Raw genomic sequence first — 16,992 nt, 5'->3', positions numbered from 1 at the left:
AGTTCTGCCCACCGGGTGGCTCGCACTCACGTTTCCCCAGGGCCGACCGGTCGTTACGGGTGGATGTGAGGCACGTACACGGGCGCGCACGGCGCGCGGGGGCCGCTCTGGGCGCCCTACTGACATGGGCAGGACTGCTGGCCGGGGCCGCCGGATGCACCTCGGACGGCGGTGGCGTCGGCTCGGGCATCGGTGAGATGTTCGGCAAGCGACCCGCCCCCGAGGACGTCATCCGGGTCACCCCCGACGACGGCAGCAAGGCCGTCGGGCCGGACCGGGAACTGTCGGTGCGGGTGCCCGACGGACGCCTGGAATCGGTGAAGGTCGTCAGGTCGCAGGACGCCCGGGAGACCCCGGTGCCCGGCCGGATCTCCGAGGACGGCCTGGGCTGGCGGCCCGACGACGGCAGGCTCGCCCTCGCCGCCAAGTACACCGTCGACGCCGTCGCCCTGGACGGCGAGGGACGCCGCTCGGCCCGGCACACCACGTTCACCACCGAGGTGCCCGAGGAACGCTTCATCGCCTACGTCGCCCCCGAGAACCGCTCGGTCGTCGGCACCGGCATGATCGTCTCGCTGGAGTTCAACCGGGAGATCGCCCACCGCGCCGCCGTCGAACGCGCCGTCAGGGTCACCGCGAAGCCCGCCACCGAGGTCCGCCCCCACTGGTTCGGCAAGGACCGCCTCGACTTCCGGCCCAAGGAGTACTGGAAGCCGGGCACCGAGGTCACCGTCGCCCTGGACCTGCGGGACGTCGAGGGCGCGAAGGGGGTCTACGGGCTCCAGCACAAGACGATCTCCTTCACCGTCGGCCGCAGCCAGGTCTCCCGCGTCGACGCCCTCGAACGGACCATGGAGGTGCGCCGGGACGGCACCCTGCTGGCCACCGTGCCGATCACCGCGGGGGCCCCGACTACGCCCACCTACAACGGCCGGATGGTGATCACCGAGATGCTGGAGGTCACCCGCATGAACAGCCGCACGGTCGGCTTCGGCGGCGAGTACGACATCCCCGACGTCCCGCACGCCATCCGCCTGACCAGCTCGGGCACCTTCCTGCACGGCAACTACTGGGCCCCGGCCGACACCTTCGGTCGCGCCAACGTCAGCCACGGCTGCGTCGGACTGCGCGACGACAAGGGCGGCGGCTCCGACACCCCGGCGGGCTGGTTCTTCGACCGCAGCCTCATCGGTGACGTCGTCGAAGTGGTGCACAGCAAGGACAGGACGGTCGACCCCGACAACGGGCTGGGCGGCTGGAACATGAAATGGAAGCAGTGGAAGGCGGGCGGCGCGGTGAAGTGACGCCTGCGCGCCCGGCACCACCGGTCCGCCAACTCGGTACGGAACGGTGACAATTCACCAGTCCCTCATCCCCCTGGCCTGCGGTTACGATGCGCCGGTGCGCGAGCGGGCGCACCGGGGTGCGGGCCCGACCAGGCCCGGCGAGGGGAGACAAGGTGAACGTGCGTCCGATGGCGGGGGCGGTGATCGGGCTGCTGATGCTGACCGTCACCGCGTGCGGTGGCGGCGGCTCGGGTTCGGGGACCGGGGACGGCAAGGGGGACAAGGGCAAGGACGCCACCGCGGCGCAGAGCGAGCAGTCCCGGGCCGTCGTCACCATCGCCCCGGAGAACGGGGCGAAGGCGGTCGACACCAAGGGCGCGCTCAAGATCGGCGCCACGGACGGCAAGCTCACCGAGGTGGTCGTCGAGGACACCAAGGGCGCGAAGGTCGACGGGAAGATATCCGGGGACGGCGCCTCCTGGACGCCGTCCACCCACCTCGCCGCCTCCACCACGTACAGCGTGCACGCCGTGGCCAAGGACTCCGAGGGGCGCACGGCCGCCGAGGACTCCCGTTTCACCACCCTGACGCCGAAGAACACCTTCGTCGGCACCTTCACGCCCGAGGACGGCTCGAAGGTCGGCGTCGGCATGCCGTTCTCGATCCGCTTCACCCGGGGCATCACCAACCCGGAGGACGTCGAGAAGGCCATCACCGTCAAGACCGAGCCCGCCGTCGAGGTCGAGGGCCACTGGTTCGGCAACGACCGCCTCGACTTCCGCCCCGAGAAGTACTGGAAGCCCGGCACCAAGGTCACCGTCGACCTCGCCCTCGACGGAGTCGAGGGCCGGGACGACGTCTACGGCAAGCAGGCCAAGACCGTCTCCTTCACCGTGGGCCGCAGTCAGGTCTCCGTCGTGGACGCCAAGAAGCACACGATGAAGGTCATGCGCGACGGCAAGCTCTTCAAGACCATCCCCGTCACCACCGGCGCCCCCGGCTACGAGACCTGGAACGGCCAGATGGTCATCACCGAGCGGCTCGCGGTGACCCGGATGAACGGCGAGACGGTCGGCTACGGCGGCGAGTACGACATCAAGGACGTCCCGCACGCCATGCGGCTGTCCACCTCGGGCACCTTCATCCACGGCAACTACTGGGGCGGCGGCGTCTTCGGCAACAGCAACGCCAGCCACGGCTGCATCGGCCTGCGCGACGTGCGCGGCGGCTGGGACAAGGGGACCCCGGCCAGCTGGTTCTTCGAGCACTCGATCATCGGCGACGTGGTGGTGGTGAAGAACTCCGAGGACGCCACCATCGCTCCCGACAACGGCCTCAACGGCTGGAACATGTCCTGGGAGAAGTGGAAGGCGTAAAGCGCCGGGGCGACCCGCGACCCGCGCCCCGCAGGGGCGCGGGGAACCGCGCGAGCAACCCACCACCGGCCTGAAGCCGGCAGACGCACCCGCGGCCCCACGGCGAGTGAACGCCCGCTAACCTGCGGAGCATGACCGTACACCTCGAAGTCGCGGACGGCGTCGGCACGCTGCGCCTGGACCGCCCGCCCATGAACGCGCTGGACGTCGCCACCCAGGACCGGCTGAAGGAGCTGGCCGAGGAGGTCACCCGGCGCGACGACGTCCGCGCCGTCGTGATCCACGGCGGCGAGAAGGTGTTCGCGGCGGGCGCGGACATCAAGGAGATGCAGGTGATGGACCACGCGGCGATGATCGCCCGGTCCCGCGCCCTCCAGGACTCCTTCACCGCCGTGGCCCGCATCCCCAAGCCGGTGGTCGCGGCCGTGACCGGCTACGCGCTGGGCGGGGGCTGCGAACTCGCGCTCTGCGCCGACTTCCGCATCGCCGGGGAGAACGCCAAGCTCGGCCAGCCCGAGATCCTGCTCGGCCTGATCCCCGGCGCGGGAGGCACCCAGCGGCTGTCCCGGCTGGTCGGCCCCTCCAAGGCCAAGGACCTGATCTTCACCGGCCGCCAGGTGAGGGCCGACGAGGCGCTGGCCATCGGCCTGGTGGACCGCGTCGTGCCGGCCGCCGAGGTCTACGAGCAGGCGCACGCGTGGGCGGCGCGGCTCGCCAAGGGGCCCGCCATCGCGCTGCGCGCGGCGAAGGAGGCGATCGACACGGGTCTGGAGACGGACATCGAGACCGGCCTCGCCGTCGAGCGGAACTGGTTCGCCGGCCTGTTCGCCACGGAGGACCGCGAGCGCGGCATGCGCAGCTTCGTGGAAGAGGGCCCCGGCAAGGCGAAGTTCCTCTGACCCGCGCCGGATGCGGACCGGCATCCCGGAGGAAGTCCCCGCGTCGTTCCCGCTGTTGACGTGATGTCTGATCCGGGCCCCTCGGCGGGGCGGTTTATGGGAGCCTTAACGCACCATTAAGCGCGCCTTGTCGAGGGAGTCCGACGCTTGTCTCCGGCCGAGCCGTTCCCCCAGGTCAGTGAGCCTGTTTCCGGTTCCGAACTGCCTTTGGCATATGCCGGTCGACCGTCTGTCCACCCCGCGCCCGCAGGGGCGTATTCCCCGGGAACCACCCCGGAGCCCTTGGAAGGCGGCCATGATGGGGGCATGGCGGGGCTGGATGGTACGGAACAGCCGCGGGGAGCCGGACGTGCGACCGCGGCGCGCTGGTCGCCGGCGGTCGAGGACGAGCGCGCACTCGAGGCGCTGGACCTGTTCGGCAACCCGACGGAGCGCGAGGTTCCGTTACCCTCCCGCCCCGAGTCCGCCGCCACCGCACGCCGGCTGGCCCAGGTCGTCGCCCTGCGCCAGTGGAAGCTCGGCCCCAAGGTCACGGAAGACGTCGTCCTGCTCGTCTCCGAGCTGGTCGGCAACGCCGTACGGCACACCGGCGCCCGCGTCTTCGGCCTCCACATGCGCCGTCGCCCCGGCTGGATCCGCGTCGAGGTCCGCGACCCCTCCCGGGGGCTGCCCTGCCTGATGCCGGTGCAGGAGACGGACATCAGCGGGCGGGGCCTCTTCCTCGTCGACAAGCTCTCCGACCGGTGGGGCGTCGACCTGCTGCCGCGCGGCAAGACCACCTGGTTCGAGATCCGGGTCACGGACCGCTGACCGCTCATCTGCCCCCGCCGGCAACCCCGTTCGCCTGACACGCCGCCTACGGGTGAGAATCCGGAACGCACCCCTCCGCGGCCGCGATCGTATCCGCATGATCACCACTCGTCTGCGCCGCCGGACCGCCGCCGCCGTCCTGTCGCTCTCCGCCGTCCTCGCCACCACCGCCGCCACCGCCCCCGGCGCGGCCGCGCCCCCGGCGACGCCCCCCGCCAAGGCCGCCCCGGCCTGCCCCCAGTTCGACGACAGGACCAAGGCCGCGGCGGACCGCGGCGTCGACGTCGGCCGCATCACCCCCGAGCCGGTCTGGCGCACCACCTGCGGCACGCTCTACCGCAGCGACACCCGCGGACCGCAGGTCGTCTTCGAGGAGGGCTTCCACGCCAAGGACGTCGTGAACGGCCAGTACGACGTCGAGAAGTACGTCCTGGTCAACCAGCCCTCGCCATTCGTCTCGACGAGCTACGACCACGACCTGTACAAGACCTGGTACAAGTCCGGCTACAACTACTACATCGACGCCCCGGGCGGCATCGACGTCAACAAGACCATCGGCGACACCCACCGGTGGGCCGACCAGGTCGAGGTCGCCTTCCCCGGCGGCATCCACCGCACGTACGTCATCGGCGTCTGCCCGGTCGACCGGCAGACCAGGACCGAGATCATGAGCGAGTGCGAGAGCAACCCGCACTACCGCCCCTGGCACTGACCCTCGCACCCCTCGCGCGGCGGCCCGGGCTCAGAGCCGCGGGAACGGCGCCTCCGAGCCCATCGGCCGGTGACCCGCCGCCGCCCCGGCCTCCGGTACCGGGCCCCCGCCGCCACCTCACGGCCACCTCCGGCCGTCCGAGGCCCGCGAGGAGCGGTTCGGGTGGGTGGTCGCCGCCCTGGAGGCTGGGACCGGCAGCTAGTCTGACCTGCGTCAGATGGACCCAATGCACGGAACGAGGGGCGGACCGGTGGCCGACATCGAGGAAGCACGCAAGCAGTTCGACCGCATCGACACGGACGGTGACGGCCAGATCACCGCGGCCGAGTTCAAGACCGCGCTCGCCCAGGGCGGCGACTGGAACGTCACCGAGTCGGTGGCCGAGGTGATCATCGCCGACCGCGACCTCGACGGCGACAAGAAGCTGTCGTTCGACGAGTTCTGGGCCCACCTGAACAAGTAACGACGACGTGCCGCGAGAGGCGCCCGCCGGTCACCCGGACGGGCGCCTCCGTGCGGAATAGCGCACCTCTGCCGGAGGTTGACGCGGGTCACGGGCGCGAGCCACGGGGCTCCGCACGACACGACCTCCGGAAGCAGGCGAGTCGGCATCATGAAGATCGGCATCATCGGCGCGGGCAACATCGGCGGCAACCTCACCCGGCGGCTCACCGCCCTCGGACACGACGTCTTCGTCGCCAACTCGCGCGGACCCCACACCCTGACGGCGCTGGCGGACGAGACCGGCGCCACCCCGGTACCGGTGGAGGAGGCGGCGCGCGGTGCCGAGATCGTGGTCGTCACCATCCCGCTCAAGCGGGTCCCGGATCTCCCCTCCGGCGTCCTGGACGGGGCGGCCGACGGCGTCGCGGTCATCGACACCGGCAACTACTACCCGCAGCAGCGGGACGGCCGGATCGCCGCCATCGAGGACGAGGGCCTCACCGAGAGCCGCTGGACCGAAGGCCACCTCGGTCACCCGGTGGTCAAGGCCTTCAACGGCACCTACGCCCAGGACATCCTCGACCGCCCACGGCCGGCCGGTGCGCCCGACCGGATCGCGCTCCCGGTGGCCGGCGACGACGAGGCGGCCAAGACGAAGGTCCGCGCCCTGATCGACGAGCTGGGCTTCGACACCGTCGACGCCGGCGGCATCGACGACTCCTGGCGCCAGCAGCCCGACACCCCGGTGTACGGCCTGCGTGAGGGCGTCGACGGCATCACCAAGGCGCTGGCCGAGGCCTCCCCGGAGCGGCCCGCTGCCTTCCGGGGCTGACCCCGCCCCTCAGGCGCTCTGCGCCCACTCCTTGAGCGCGGCCTTGCTCGCGAAGTCGCCCACGTTGGTGTCGACCGGGTCGTCCGTGTACTGGTGGAAGCGCCACTTCGCCTGGATGCGCGGCTTGCCCGCCGAGACGTAGTCGGCGATCCAGAGACCGTCACCGGCGTACGAGGTGGTGTCGACGTTCAGCCAGAAGTTGCGGTTGCAGTAGAGCAGGACCCGGTTGTCCGGCCGCAGGGCCTTCAGCTTCCTGATGAAGCTGTCCTTCTCGGCGTTGCTCGGGTGCGTGCCCTCGCCGTTGGTCTCCCAGTCGACGGCGAGGATGTCGCCCTTGCGGTCCGGGGCCTTGGAGAGGAAGTACTCGGCCTGGGCGGTGAGGTTGCCCGGCCACAGGAAGTGGTAGAAGCCGACGACGAGTCCGGCGTCGCGGGCCCGCGCCGTCTGGGCCGCGAGCTTGGGGTTGACGTACGACCGGCCTTCCGTCGCCTTCACGAAGACGAAGGAGAGGCCGCTGGTGCCGTAGCTGGAGGATTGGTACGCGCTGACGTCGATGCCGCGCAGCATGGGGCCTCCCTGAAGAACGGTGGGGCGGACGGGAGTTGCTTATTCCCCACGATGGCACGGGTGATCCCCGCAGGAAGTGGAAAAGTCGACTTCGGTTCGTCCGGGCGCCATTGACGCGCGTAGCGCGGTGCCGCACGCTGGGCTCCGGATCAGCGACGACTCGACGGTCGGGAGGCCGGGATGTTCAGACGCGTGTCACGTCTCCTTCTCTCTTTTGTCATGCTCATGGCTGGAGCGGCCGTGGGTGTGGGCGCCACCGCCGGCGCCGCGCACGCCGACTCCTGCTACACCTGGAACCGCACCCTCTCCCAGGGCTCCTCGGGCAGCGACGTGACGCAGCTCCAGATCCGCGTCGCCGGCTGGGTCACCTCCGGCGAGCGGCTCTCCTACGACGGCCAGTACGGCGCCCGGACCACCGCCGCGGTGAAGAAGTTCCAGGCCGCCTACGGCCTCGGCGCGGACGGCGTCGCGGGCCCCGCGACCTTCAGCAAGATCTACGCGCTCCAGGACGCGGACTGCACGCCCGTCCACTTCACCTACGCGGAGCTCAACAAGTGCAACTCGGACTGGTCCGGCGGCGCGGTCTCCGCCGCCACCGCCAAGTCGAACGCGCTGAAGACCATGTGGAAGCTGGAGGCGATGCGGCACGCCCTGGGCGACGTGCCGCTCACCGTCTCCAGCGGCTTCCGCTCCCGCGCCTGCAACAGCGCGGTGGGCGGCTCGTCCACCAGCCGCCACCTCTACGGCGACGCCGCCGACCTCACCGGCTCGCCCAGCTTCTGCCGGCTCGCCCAGCAGGCCAGGACGCACGGCTTCTCGGAGATCCTCGGCCCGGGCTACCCCGACCACAACGACCACACCCACGTGGCCCTCGACCCGTCCCCGTACTGGTCGGCACCCAACTGCGGCATCTGAGCCACCGGGAGGTCGGCCCGGCGCGCCGTGGGGCGGTGCGGGTGGCCGCCGGGCGGATCAGGGGGCGGGGGAGGCGACCTCGGCCGCGGTCCGGGGGCTCTCCCCGGCCGCCCGGGGGCCCGGCTCCGCGGAGCCGGGCTCGCCCTCGTCCAGGGAGACGTCCTTGGTCTCCTTGCCGAGCAGCAGGGCGGTCAGCGTCAGCACGGCCATCGCGGAGAGGTAGACGCCGACCAGCCACGGTGAACCGTCCGCGGCCTCCCACAGCGCCACCGCTATGAACGGGGCGACGGCCGCGCCGAGGATCGAGCTGACGTTGTAGGAGATGCCGGAGCCGGTGTAGCGCACACTCGTCGGGAACAGTTCCGGCAGCAGCGCGCCCATCGGCCCGAACGTCATGCCCATCAGCGTGAAGCCGAGCACCAGCCACAGCACCACGCCGAGCGTGCCCAGGCCGATCAGCGGCACCCAGACCAGGCCGAAGACCGCGATCGCGGCGGTGATCCAGATCAGGGTGGTGCGGCGCCCGTACTTGTCGGCGAGGGGGCCGGAGGCCAGGGTGAACACGGCGAAGAACAGTACGCCGAAGATCATCATCAGGACGAACGTGGTGTAGCTGTACCCGAGCCCCGGCACGTCGGCGTCCTTCGCGGCGCGGCCGTAGCTCAGCGAGAACGTGGTCATCAGGTAGAAGAGCACGTACGTCGCCAGCATGATGAAGGTGCCGAGGAGCAGTTGCCTCCAGTGGCCCTGGACGACGGTGGCCAGCGGGAGTTTGCGCACCTTGCCGGCGTCGCGGGTCCTGGCGAACACCGTCGACTCCACGAGCCGCGAGCGCACCCACAGGCCGATCGCGACCATCACGGCGGAGAACAGGAACGGGATGCGCCAGCCCCAGCTCGTGAAGGCCTCGGACGGCTGGGTGGGGTCGGCGCCGGCGGTGGACGGCAGCAGCGCCCCGATGATCAGGAACAGGCCGTTGCCGATGATGAAGCCGAGCGGGGCGCCGAGCTGCGGGAAGGTCCCGTACAGGGCGCGCTTGCCGCGGGGCGCGTTCTCGGTCGCGACCAGCGCGGCCCCGCTCCACTCGCCGCCGAGCGCGAAGCCCTGCGCGATCCGCAGCAGTACGAGCAGTGCGGTGGCGACCCAGCCGGCCTGGCTGTAGGTCGGCAGGGCGCCGATGAGGAAGGTGGCGACGCCCATGGTGAGCAGCGAGACGACCAGTGTCTTCTTGCGGCCGAGCCGGTCACCGAGGTGCCCGAAGAAGACGGCGCCGATCGGCCGGGCGACCATCGCGGCGCCGAAGACCGCGAAGGACGACAGCAGTGCCGTGGTGGGGTCGCTGCTCGGGAAGAAGAGCTTCGGGAAGACGAGGACGGCGGCGGTCGCGTAGATGTAGAAGTCGTAGAACTCGATCGTCGTGCCCATGAGGCTGGCGACGATGACCCGCGACCGGGGATTGACGGGTGTCTGTGCTGCTGGGCCGGAGGAAGGTGCGGGCATGGCTCGGTCTTTCACGCGCGAAACATGGGCCCTGCAACGATCTCAGTCGTCTTGTTTTTCGGAAAGCCGATGTCACGATGTGAGACGTCGAGACTCCCGGACGCCGAGAGGTCCGGGACGCGCGGGGCACCTGCCTCCCGGCCGGCCGGACCGCCCGGTCAGCACTCGATGATGTTCACCGCGAGCCCGCCCCGCGCCGTCTCCTTGTACTTGACCGACATGTCGGCGCCGGTCTCCTTCATGGTCTTGATGACCTTGTCCAGGGAGACCTTGTGGGACCCGTCGCCGCGCATCGCCATCCGGGCCGCCGTGACCGCCTTGACCGCGGCCATGCCGTTGCGCTCGATGCACGGGATCTGGACCAGGCCGCCGACCGGGTCGCAGGTCAGGCCGAGGTTGTGCTCCATGCCGATCTCGGCGGCGTTCTCCACCTGCTCCGGAGAGCCGCCGAGGACCTCGGCGAGGGCGCCGGCCGCCATCGAGCAGGCGGAGCCGACCTCGCCCTGGCAGCCGACCTCGGCGCCGGAGATGGAGGCGTTCTCCTTGAAGAGCATGCCGATGGCGCCGGCCGCCAGGAGGAAGCGGACCACGCCGTCCTCGTCGGCGCCGGGGACGAAGTTCACGTAGTAGTGCAGGACCGCGGGGATGATGCCGGCCGCGCCGTTGGTGGGGGCGGTGACGACCCGGCCGCCCGCCGCGTTCTCCTCGTTCACGGCCATCGCGTAGAGGGTGATCCACTCCATCGCCAGGGCCTGCGGGTCGCCCTCGGAGCGCAGCTTGCGGGCGGTGTTCGCGGCGCGGCGGCGGACCTTCAGGCCGCCCGGCAGGATGCCCTCGCGGGTCATGCCGCGCTCCACGCACGCCTGCATCACGCGCCAGATCTCCAGCAGCCCGGCGCGGATCTCGTCCTCGTCGCGCCAGGCCCGCTCGTTCTCCAGCATCAGGGCGGAGATGGACAGGCCCGTCTCGCGGGTCAGGCGGAGCAGCTCGTCGCCGGTGCGGAAGGGGTACTTCAGGACGGTGTCGTCCAGGACTATGCGGTCCGCGCCCACCGCGTCCTCGTCGACGACGAAGCCGCCGCCGACCGAGTAGTAGGTCTTGGTCAGCACCTCGGCGCCCTCGGCGTCGTACGCCCACAGCGTCATGCCGTTGGCGTGGTAGGGGAGGGTCTCGCGGCGGTGCAGGACCATGTCGTCGTCGTAGGAGAAGGCGATCTCGTGGTCACCGAGGAGGCTGATCCGGCCGGACGACCTGATCATCTCCACCCGGTCGTCCGCCGTCTCCACGTCCACCGTGCGCGGCGAGTCGCCCTCCAGGCCGAGCAGCACCGCCTTGGGAGTGCCGTGGCCGTGGCCGGTGGCGCCGAGCGAGCCGTACAGCTCGGCGCGGACCGAGGCGACGGAGTCCAGCAGCTCCTCGTTGCGCAGGCGGCGGGCGAACATGCGGGCCGCGCGCATCGGGCCGACCGTGTGCGAGCTCGACGGGCCGATGCCGATCGAGAACAGGTCGAAGACCGAGATGGCCACGGGGACTCCTCAGAACGGGGGTGGTGCGGAGGGGGTGCTTCGGGTGGGGCGCCGACCCCGCTTGTGGCGGACGGGCGCCCCACCCTCGGACGCGGTGTCTACTTGTTCAGACCCGGGTACAGCGGGTGCTTGTCGGCCAGGGTCTTCACCCGGGCCTTGAGGGCTTCCGCGTCGTAGGACGGCTTCAGCGCCTCGGCGATCACGTCCGCGACCTCGGCGAAGTCCTCGGCGGTGAAGCCTCGGGTCGCCAGGGCCGGCGTACCGATGCGCAGACCGGAGGTCACCATCGGCGGACGCGGGTCGTTCGGGACGGCGTTGCGGTTGACCGTGATGCCGACCTCGTGGAGGCGGTCCTCGGCCTGCTGACCGTCCAGCTCGGAGTCGCGCAGGTCCACCAGGACCAGGTGGACGTCCGTGCCGCCGGTCAGGACGGAGACGCCCGCGGCCTTCGCGTCGTCCCGCACCAGGCGCTCGGCCAGGATGCGGGCACCCTCCAGCGTACGGGTCTGGCGCTCCTTGAAGTCCTCGCTGGCGGCGACCTTGAAGGCGACGGCCTTGGCGGCCACCACGTGCTCCAGCGGGCCACCCTGCTGACCGGGGAAGACGGCGGAGTTGATCTTCTTGGCCAGTTCGGCCGTGGAGAGGATCACACCGCCGCGCGGGCCGCCGAGCGTCTTGTGCGTGGTGGTGGTGACCACGTGGGCGTACGGCACCGGGTTCGGGTGCAGGCCCGCCGCGACCAGGCCGGCGAAGTGCGCCATGTCGACCATCAGGTACGCGCCGACCTCGTCCGCGACCTTGCGGAAGGCGGCGAAGTCCAGCTGACGCGGGTACGCCGACCAGCCGGCCACGATCAGCTTCGGCTTGGTCTCCTTGGCCAGACGCTCCACCTCGGCCATGTCGACCTGGCCGTCGTCGCCCACGTGGTAGGGCACGACGTTGTAGAGCTTGCCGGAGAAGTTGATCTTCATGCCGTGGGTCAGGTGCCCGCCGTGGGCGAGGTTCAGACCCATGATCGTGTCGCCGGGCTTGAGCAGCGCGAACATCGCGGCCGCGTTGGCCTGGGCACCCGAGTGCGGCTGCACGTTGGCGTGCTCGGCACCGAAGAGCGCCTTGACCCGGTCGATGGCGATCTGCTCGACCACGTCGACGTGCTCGCAGCCGCCGTAGTAGCGGCGGCCGGGGTAGCCCTCGGCGTACTTGTTGGTGAGGACCGAGCCCTGGGCCTCCATGACCGCGACCGGGGCGAAGTTCTCCGAGGCGATCATCTCGAGGGTGGACTGCTGACGGTCCAGCTCGGCGTCGACGGCGGCCGCGACGTCCGGGTCCAGTTCGTGCAGGGGTGTGTTCAGAAGCGACATGCGGTCGGGACTCCTCAGCCGGCGGTGAAGGCGGTGTACTCGTCGGCGGAGAGCAGCTCGGCCGGCTCGTCCGTGATCCGCACCTTGAACAGCCAGCCGCCCTCGAAGGGGGCGCTGTTCACGAGGGACGGGTCGTTGACGACGTCCTCGTTGACCTCGGTGACCTCACCGGAGACGGGGGAGTAGAGGTCGGAGACGGACTTGGTCGACTCCAGTTCGCCGCAGGTCTCGCCCGCGGTCACCTGGTCGCCGACCTCGGGGAGCTGGACGAAGACGACGTCACCGAGCGCGTTGGCCGCGTGCTCCGTGATGCCGACCGTCGAGGCGCCGTCCTCGGCGCCCGACAGCCACTCGTGCTCCTTGCTGTAGCGCAGCTGCTGGGGGTTGCTCATGACCTGAATTCTCCTGTACGCGAGGAAGGGGCTGGTGAAGGGGGTGAGGGGGAGGAGACGAACGCCGCCGGGCGGCGCCGCCGGGGCTACTTCTGGCGCTTGTAGAACGGCAGCGCCACGACCTCGTACGGCTCGTGACTGCCCCGGATGTCCACACCGACGCCCGACGTGCCCGGGGCCGCGTGCGCGGGGTCGACGTAGGCCATGGCGATCGGCCTGCCCAGCGTCGGGGACGGGGCGCCGGAGGTGACCTCGCCGATCACCTCGCCGTCCGCGACCACCCGGTACCCGGCGCGCGGCACCCGGCGGCCCTCGGCGACCAGGCCGACCAGCACGCGGGGCGGCTGCGTGGCGGCGCGCTCGGCGGCCTCCGTCAGCGCGGCGCGCCCGACGAAGTCGCCCTCCTTCTCGAACTTCACCACCCGGCCCAGACCGGCGTCGAACGGCGTCAGCGCGGTCGTCAGCTCGTGCCCGTACAGCGGCATGCCCGCCTCCAGGCGGAGCGTGTCCCGGCAGGACAGGCCGCACGGGACCAGGCCGGCCCCCTCGCCCGCCTTGGTCAGCGCCTGCCACAGCTCGACGGCGTGCTCGGGCTTCACGAACAGCTCGAAACCGTCCTCGCCGGTGTAACCGGTGCGCGCGATCAGCGCCGGGACGCCCGCCACCGTGCCGGGCAGACCGGCGTAGTACTTCAGGCCGTCCAGGTCCGCGTCGGTGAGGCTCGCCAGGATGCCGGGGGACTCGGGACCCTGCACGGCGAGCAGCGCGTAGGCGTCGCGGTCGTCGCGCACCTCGGCGTCGAAGCCGGCCGCCCGCTCGGTCAGCGCGTCGAGCACGACCTGGGCGTTGGAGGCGTTGGCGACGACCATGTAGTGAGCGGCGTCGGCCCCGGTGTCGTCCAGGCGGTAGACGATCAGGTCGTCCAGGATGCCGCCGTCCTCGCGGCAGATCATGGTGTAGCGGGCGCGGCCCGGCTTCACGGTGCCGATGTTGCCGACCAGCGCGTGGTTCAGCAGCTCGGTCGCCTGCGGCCCGGTGACGGTGATCTCGCCCATGTGCGAGAGGTCGAAGAGACCGGCGCGGGTGCGCACCGCGAGGTGCTCGTCACGCTCGGAGCCGTAGCGCAGGGGCATGTCCCAGCCGGCGAAGTCGGTCATCGTCGCGCCCAGTGCGCGATGCGTCGCGTCGAGTGCGGTACGGCGGGGTTCGGTGCTGCTCATCGGTCGGTCGTCTCCCATGACAGGACGTGGCGAGGTCGATCCTCCCCATCTGTCATCGGAACCTGAGAGGTTCGCCCCGTCCACCGGAGTACGGCGATCAGGGCTTGCACCTTGGGTGGGACCGCCGTCGGGGGCGGTCCGCTTTTCAGATGTGCCTCGCCCACGCGGTAACGGTGCCTGAGAGATTCAAGGGAGGGACTTGCTCCTTCGGCGCCCCGGCGCGGCCGGGGACTCTCCCGCGCGGATTCAAACGGCCGGTATGCAGTTGGCGCCGCCATCATTGCACGACCGGCTCTTTCGTGGGAGACCGTGATCTGTAACCGGCTTGTGGCAGTAAGCGAACCAAAACGCGAGACCTGCGCATTACCTTCTCTTTACACTCGACGGGGAGAGGGACTCGTGAACCGCCCCAGGGGAGGACGATCACGGTGAACAGGACCACGGCCTGCGCCACGACCTCGGGACTCGCGCTGCCCGAGCAGCCCGCCGCCCCGGCCTCCCGGGCGGGCACCGCGCTGCCCGCTCCCGTCGTCCGCGACCTGCGGGACCGCGACGGCCGCAGTCCGCACGCCCTGCTCTTCGGGCCCCGGGACCTGGTGGTGATCACCGGACTGCCCGGCAGCGGCAAGTCCACGCTGATGCGGCGCACGGTGCGCGGCGGGCGCGTCGACTCCCAGGACACGCGCGACCGCTGGGACCACCGCATGCCGCGCCTGCTGCCCTACGCGCTCTACCGCCCCCTCGTCCGCCTCGCCCACTACGCCGGGCTGCGCCGCGCGCTGCGCTCCGGCGAGGGCGTCGTCGTGCACGACTGCGGCACCCAGACCTGGGTGCGGGGCTGGCTGGCCCGCGCCGCCCGCCGCCGGGGCGGGGCCCTGCACCTGCTGCTCCTCGACGTCGCTCCCGGCGAGGCCCTGGCCGGCCAGCGCGAGCGCGGCCGGGGCGTGTCGCGGTACGCGTTCCTGAGGCACCGCACGGCCAACTCCCGCCTGCTGCGCGCGGTGACGGAGGGTGCCCTGCCGGCCGGCTGCGCCTCCGCGGTGGTCCTGGACCGCGACGCCGCCGACGCCCTGCGGCGGATCTCCTTCACGGGGTGACACACGGGAGGACCCCGGATCGAACGGGTTAGCCTTTCAGCCACGGACAGCGGTACCAGGCAGGCGGTAGGTAGGCAGATGGACTTCCCGGCACAGGCACACCCCCATCCGCACGGCGGGTGGCCCGGCAACGAGCTGGAAGAGGTGCTGTCCGTCTCCCTCGGCGTGCCGACGGCAGGCGGCCGGATCGTGGAGGTCCTCGGCCGCAGTTACCTGTGGATACCCCTGCCCAACGGCGGTGGCCCGCACAGCGGCCCCCTCGACCTGCCCTCGCTGGAGATCGACGGTCAGGCCTACGTGCCGGTGTTCAGCTCCGAGGAGCAGTTCCGGCAGGTCGCCGGGGCGCAGATGGCGTACACCGTCGCCCCCGCCGTGGAGTTCGCGCGCGGGCTGCCCCCGCAGGTCGGCATCGTGGTGAACCCGGAGGGCGTCGTCGGCATCCCGCTGCCGCCGCCGGCCGTGGCCGAGCTGTGCCGGGCCGGGCGCACCTCGCTGGACGGGCCCGCGTCCGGCGGCCGGGTCCGTCTCTTCGAGCCGGACTGGCAGGACGACCCGGTGGACTTCCTGGCCGCGGCCTCCGCCGAGTTCGCCGCCACCGGCGTCGTCCGCAGCGCGCGCCGCTGCCTGGCCGCCGTCGAGACCGCCGACCCGGTCCTCTACATAGGCGTCGAGCTCTCCCACTGGGAGGGCGACGCCCGAGCCCTCCCCCTGGACGCCCTGGGCCGGGCCCTGGCCAGGTCCCCGCTGAAGTGGCAGGTCAACCTGGTCCTCCTGGAGGCGGCCCAGGACCCGGTCTGCGACTGGATGCGGGACACGGTCAGGCCCTTCTACGACCAGGGCTTCTGACCGCCGGTCAGGACGGGGCGGCGGAGGGGCGCGGGCGCCGCGACGTGTGCGGCTGCGCCGCACGGGCGCGACGGGCCACGACGGGACCACCGCACCGGGGACGGCAGCACGCCCCGAGCGCATAGCCCCCCGCACCCGGCGGAGCCGTAAGCTGGTTCCGACAACGGGGGACTTCTCGAAGGGGCGATACGCGTGAGCGCCAGCGGCACCACGACCGGGCAGGTCGAGCACATGCTGCGCCAGGTGACGCCCGGGCGCTACGACGCCTACGAGGCCCTGCTGCGCGCCCTCGCCACCCCCGCCTCCGGCCAGGTCTGGATGCTGCTGTGGCACGGCCAGGCCGGCTCGCCGGACGCCCAGTACGGGAAGATGGAGGTCCAGGGCTACGGCTACGCGCCCTGCGTGACCTCCGCCCAGGAGCTGTCCGCCAGCGGCTGGAACCGGTCGTACGAGGTGGTCGACGGCCTGGAGGTGGCCCGCGCCCTCTACCCGGACCACTACGGCCTGTGGCTCAACCCGCACGCCCCCGGCGGCGGCGTCGGCATTCCCTGGCTCGACCTGCGGCGGATCGCCTCGGGCCTGGACCGCCAGCCGGCCGGCCCCCTGCGCCTGTCCGAACCGGCCATCGAACTCCCGCAGTTCTACGCCCTGCTCGCGCAGAACGCCCACCGCACCCCGGCGGTCCGCGCGCTGCGCCGCGCCTGGGTGCAGCCGGCGCTGGGCGCGCCGTACCTCGCCATCGGCCTCGACGTGTACGACACCTCCCCGCCGGCCGTCGACGCGGTGCGCGCGATGATGCAGCAGTCCGTCGGCGCGGTGCCGGACGGGCTGCCGGTGTCGACGGTGGCGATGACCGACGCCCACGACCCGGTGGCCCTGTGGCTGCGCGCCAACGCCCGTCCGTTCTACGACCGCGAGGCCCACGCCCCCGCCCAGGCGCCGGCGGGCGGGTACGGATACCCTCCGGCCGGCGGCCGTCACTGACGGTCGAAACCGTCGGCCCGACCGCCGGGCAGGGGCCCGGGACCGGGGCGGCAGAGGACATCTTCGCGCGTAGATGGCGACGCAAAGCGCCTTCTTGTCCCCGATGTCCCAACTCGCCCGCGTCCGGCCCCCGTTACCCACTGTCCGGATAACGGAACACCTCGAACAGCATCACGTTTGCGCATCCATTCCCCGTCAGCACTGGCTACAGATCGCCAAAGCGTT

At 71.5% G+C, this 16,992-nt stretch carries 17 protein-coding genes and 1 riboswitch; of the genes, 11 read left to right on the top strand and 6 right to left on the bottom strand.

Features of this window, described 5'->3' with window-relative positions; genetic code table 11:
* Positions 1 to 65: 65 nt before the first annotated feature.
* From ACIBCJ_RS30075 to ACIBCJ_RS30045, 7 genes are all read left to right on the top strand, one after another.
* The gene (locus ACIBCJ_RS30075; protein ID WP_362102658.1) at positions 66 to 1,304 is read left to right on the top strand and encodes an Ig-like domain-containing protein; all 1,239 of its coding nucleotides are present in this window, start codon (positions 66 to 68) and stop codon (positions 1,302 to 1,304) included.
* Positions 1,305 to 1,459: 155 nt separating this feature from the next.
* A complete protein-coding gene (locus tag ACIBCJ_RS30070; protein ID WP_393527723.1) occupies positions 1,460 to 2,662 on the top strand; it encodes an Ig-like domain-containing protein in 1,203 nt (400 codons plus the stop codon).
* A gap of 131 nt (positions 2,663 to 2,793) precedes the next feature.
* Entirely contained in the window at positions 2,794 to 3,561 is a 768-nt protein-coding gene (locus tag ACIBCJ_RS30065) for an enoyl-CoA hydratase-related protein (RefSeq protein ID WP_365981176.1), read from the top strand.
* 306 nt (positions 3,562 to 3,867) lie between these two features.
* Positions 3,868 to 4,371: an ATP-binding protein gene (locus ACIBCJ_RS30060; protein WP_365981175.1), complete on the top strand. Its 504-nt coding sequence runs from the start codon at positions 3,868 to 3,870 to the stop codon at positions 4,369 to 4,371.
* 97 nt (positions 4,372 to 4,468) lie between these two features.
* Positions 4,469 to 5,083: an ADP-ribosyltransferase gene (locus ACIBCJ_RS30055; RefSeq protein ID WP_362508102.1), complete on the top strand. Its 615-nt coding sequence runs from the start codon at positions 4,469 to 4,471 to the stop codon at positions 5,081 to 5,083.
* A 250-nt stretch (positions 5,084 to 5,333) separates the two neighbouring features.
* Positions 5,334 to 5,546: an EF-hand domain-containing protein gene (locus tag ACIBCJ_RS30050; protein WP_362102648.1), complete on the top strand. Its 213-nt coding sequence runs from the start codon at positions 5,334 to 5,336 to the stop codon at positions 5,544 to 5,546.
* A 78-nt stretch (positions 5,547 to 5,624) separates the two neighbouring features.
* Positions 5,625 to 6,359, top strand: a complete 735-nt coding sequence (locus tag ACIBCJ_RS30045; protein ID WP_362102645.1) for an NAD(P)-binding domain-containing protein — start codon at positions 5,625 to 5,627, stop codon at positions 6,357 to 6,359.
* A 9-nt stretch (positions 6,360 to 6,368) separates the two neighbouring features.
* Here ACIBCJ_RS30045 and ACIBCJ_RS30040 read toward each other — a convergent pair whose 3' ends face one another.
* Positions 6,369 to 6,926 carry a glycoside hydrolase family 25 protein gene (locus tag ACIBCJ_RS30040; protein ID WP_362102642.1) on the bottom strand — a complete coding sequence of 186 codons (558 nt, stop codon included), beginning with the start codon at positions 6,924 to 6,926 and terminating at the stop codon, positions 6,369 to 6,371.
* Between the two features lie 180 nt (positions 6,927 to 7,106).
* On the opposite strand from ACIBCJ_RS30040, the gene ACIBCJ_RS30035 reads away from it, so the two are divergent.
* Complete coding sequence (locus ACIBCJ_RS30035; protein WP_362508108.1) at positions 7,107 to 7,841, top strand: D-Ala-D-Ala carboxypeptidase family metallohydrolase; 735 nt, start codon at positions 7,107 to 7,109, stop codon at positions 7,839 to 7,841.
* Positions 7,842 to 7,898: 57 nt separating this feature from the next.
* Here ACIBCJ_RS30035 and ACIBCJ_RS30030 read toward each other — a convergent pair whose 3' ends face one another.
* From ACIBCJ_RS30030 to gcvT, 5 genes are all read right to left on the bottom strand, one after another.
* Positions 7,899 to 9,341, bottom strand: a complete 1,443-nt coding sequence (locus tag ACIBCJ_RS30030; RefSeq protein WP_365981174.1) for an MFS transporter — start codon at positions 9,339 to 9,341, stop codon at positions 7,899 to 7,901.
* A gap of 158 nt (positions 9,342 to 9,499) precedes the next feature.
* Positions 9,500 to 10,867, bottom strand: coding sequence for an L-serine ammonia-lyase (locus ACIBCJ_RS30025; RefSeq protein ID WP_365981173.1), 1,368 nt, complete (start codon positions 10,865 to 10,867; stop codon positions 9,500 to 9,502).
* A 98-nt stretch (positions 10,868 to 10,965) separates the two neighbouring features.
* A complete protein-coding gene (glyA, locus tag ACIBCJ_RS30020; protein ID WP_365981172.1) occupies positions 10,966 to 12,228 on the bottom strand; it encodes a serine hydroxymethyltransferase in 1,263 nt (420 codons plus the stop codon).
* Positions 12,229 to 12,242: 14 nt separating this feature from the next.
* Positions 12,243 to 12,620, bottom strand: coding sequence for a glycine cleavage system protein GcvH (gene gcvH / locus ACIBCJ_RS30015; protein ID WP_362102628.1), 378 nt, complete (start codon positions 12,618 to 12,620; stop codon positions 12,243 to 12,245).
* Between the two features lie 86 nt (positions 12,621 to 12,706).
* Complete coding sequence (gcvT, locus tag ACIBCJ_RS30010) at positions 12,707 to 13,840, bottom strand: glycine cleavage system aminomethyltransferase GcvT (RefSeq protein WP_362102625.1); 1,134 nt, start codon at positions 13,838 to 13,840, stop codon at positions 12,707 to 12,709.
* Between the two features lie 155 nt (positions 13,841 to 13,995).
* Positions 13,996 to 14,089: riboswitch (glycine riboswitch) on the bottom strand.
* 179 nt (positions 14,090 to 14,268) lie between these two features.
* On the opposite strand from gcvT, the gene ACIBCJ_RS30005 reads away from it, so the two are divergent.
* The 3 genes from ACIBCJ_RS30005 (at position 14,269) to ACIBCJ_RS29995 (ending at position 16,767) form a co-directional block, all read left to right on the top strand.
* Positions 14,269 to 14,937 carry an AAA family ATPase gene (locus ACIBCJ_RS30005; RefSeq protein WP_362102623.1) on the top strand — a complete coding sequence of 223 codons (669 nt, stop codon included), beginning with the start codon at positions 14,269 to 14,271 and terminating at the stop codon, positions 14,935 to 14,937.
* A gap of 78 nt (positions 14,938 to 15,015) precedes the next feature.
* Positions 15,016 to 15,783 carry an enhanced serine sensitivity protein SseB gene (locus ACIBCJ_RS30000; RefSeq protein ID WP_362102620.1) on the top strand — a complete coding sequence of 256 codons (768 nt, stop codon included), beginning with the start codon at positions 15,016 to 15,018 and terminating at the stop codon, positions 15,781 to 15,783.
* A 192-nt stretch (positions 15,784 to 15,975) separates the two neighbouring features.
* The gene (locus tag ACIBCJ_RS29995; protein WP_362102617.1) at positions 15,976 to 16,767 is read left to right on the top strand and encodes an enhanced serine sensitivity protein SseB C-terminal domain-containing protein; all 792 of its coding nucleotides are present in this window, start codon (positions 15,976 to 15,978) and stop codon (positions 16,765 to 16,767) included.
* The last annotated feature ends 225 nt before the right edge of the window (positions 16,768 to 16,992 follow it).

Source organism: Streptomyces sp. NPDC051136, from assembly GCF_044455745.1.
GTDB lineage: Bacteria > Actinomycetota > Actinomycetes > Streptomycetales > Streptomycetaceae > Streptomyces.
Note: the sequence above shows the minus strand (reverse complement) of the source record. Positions and strands in the feature narration are given on the sequence as shown.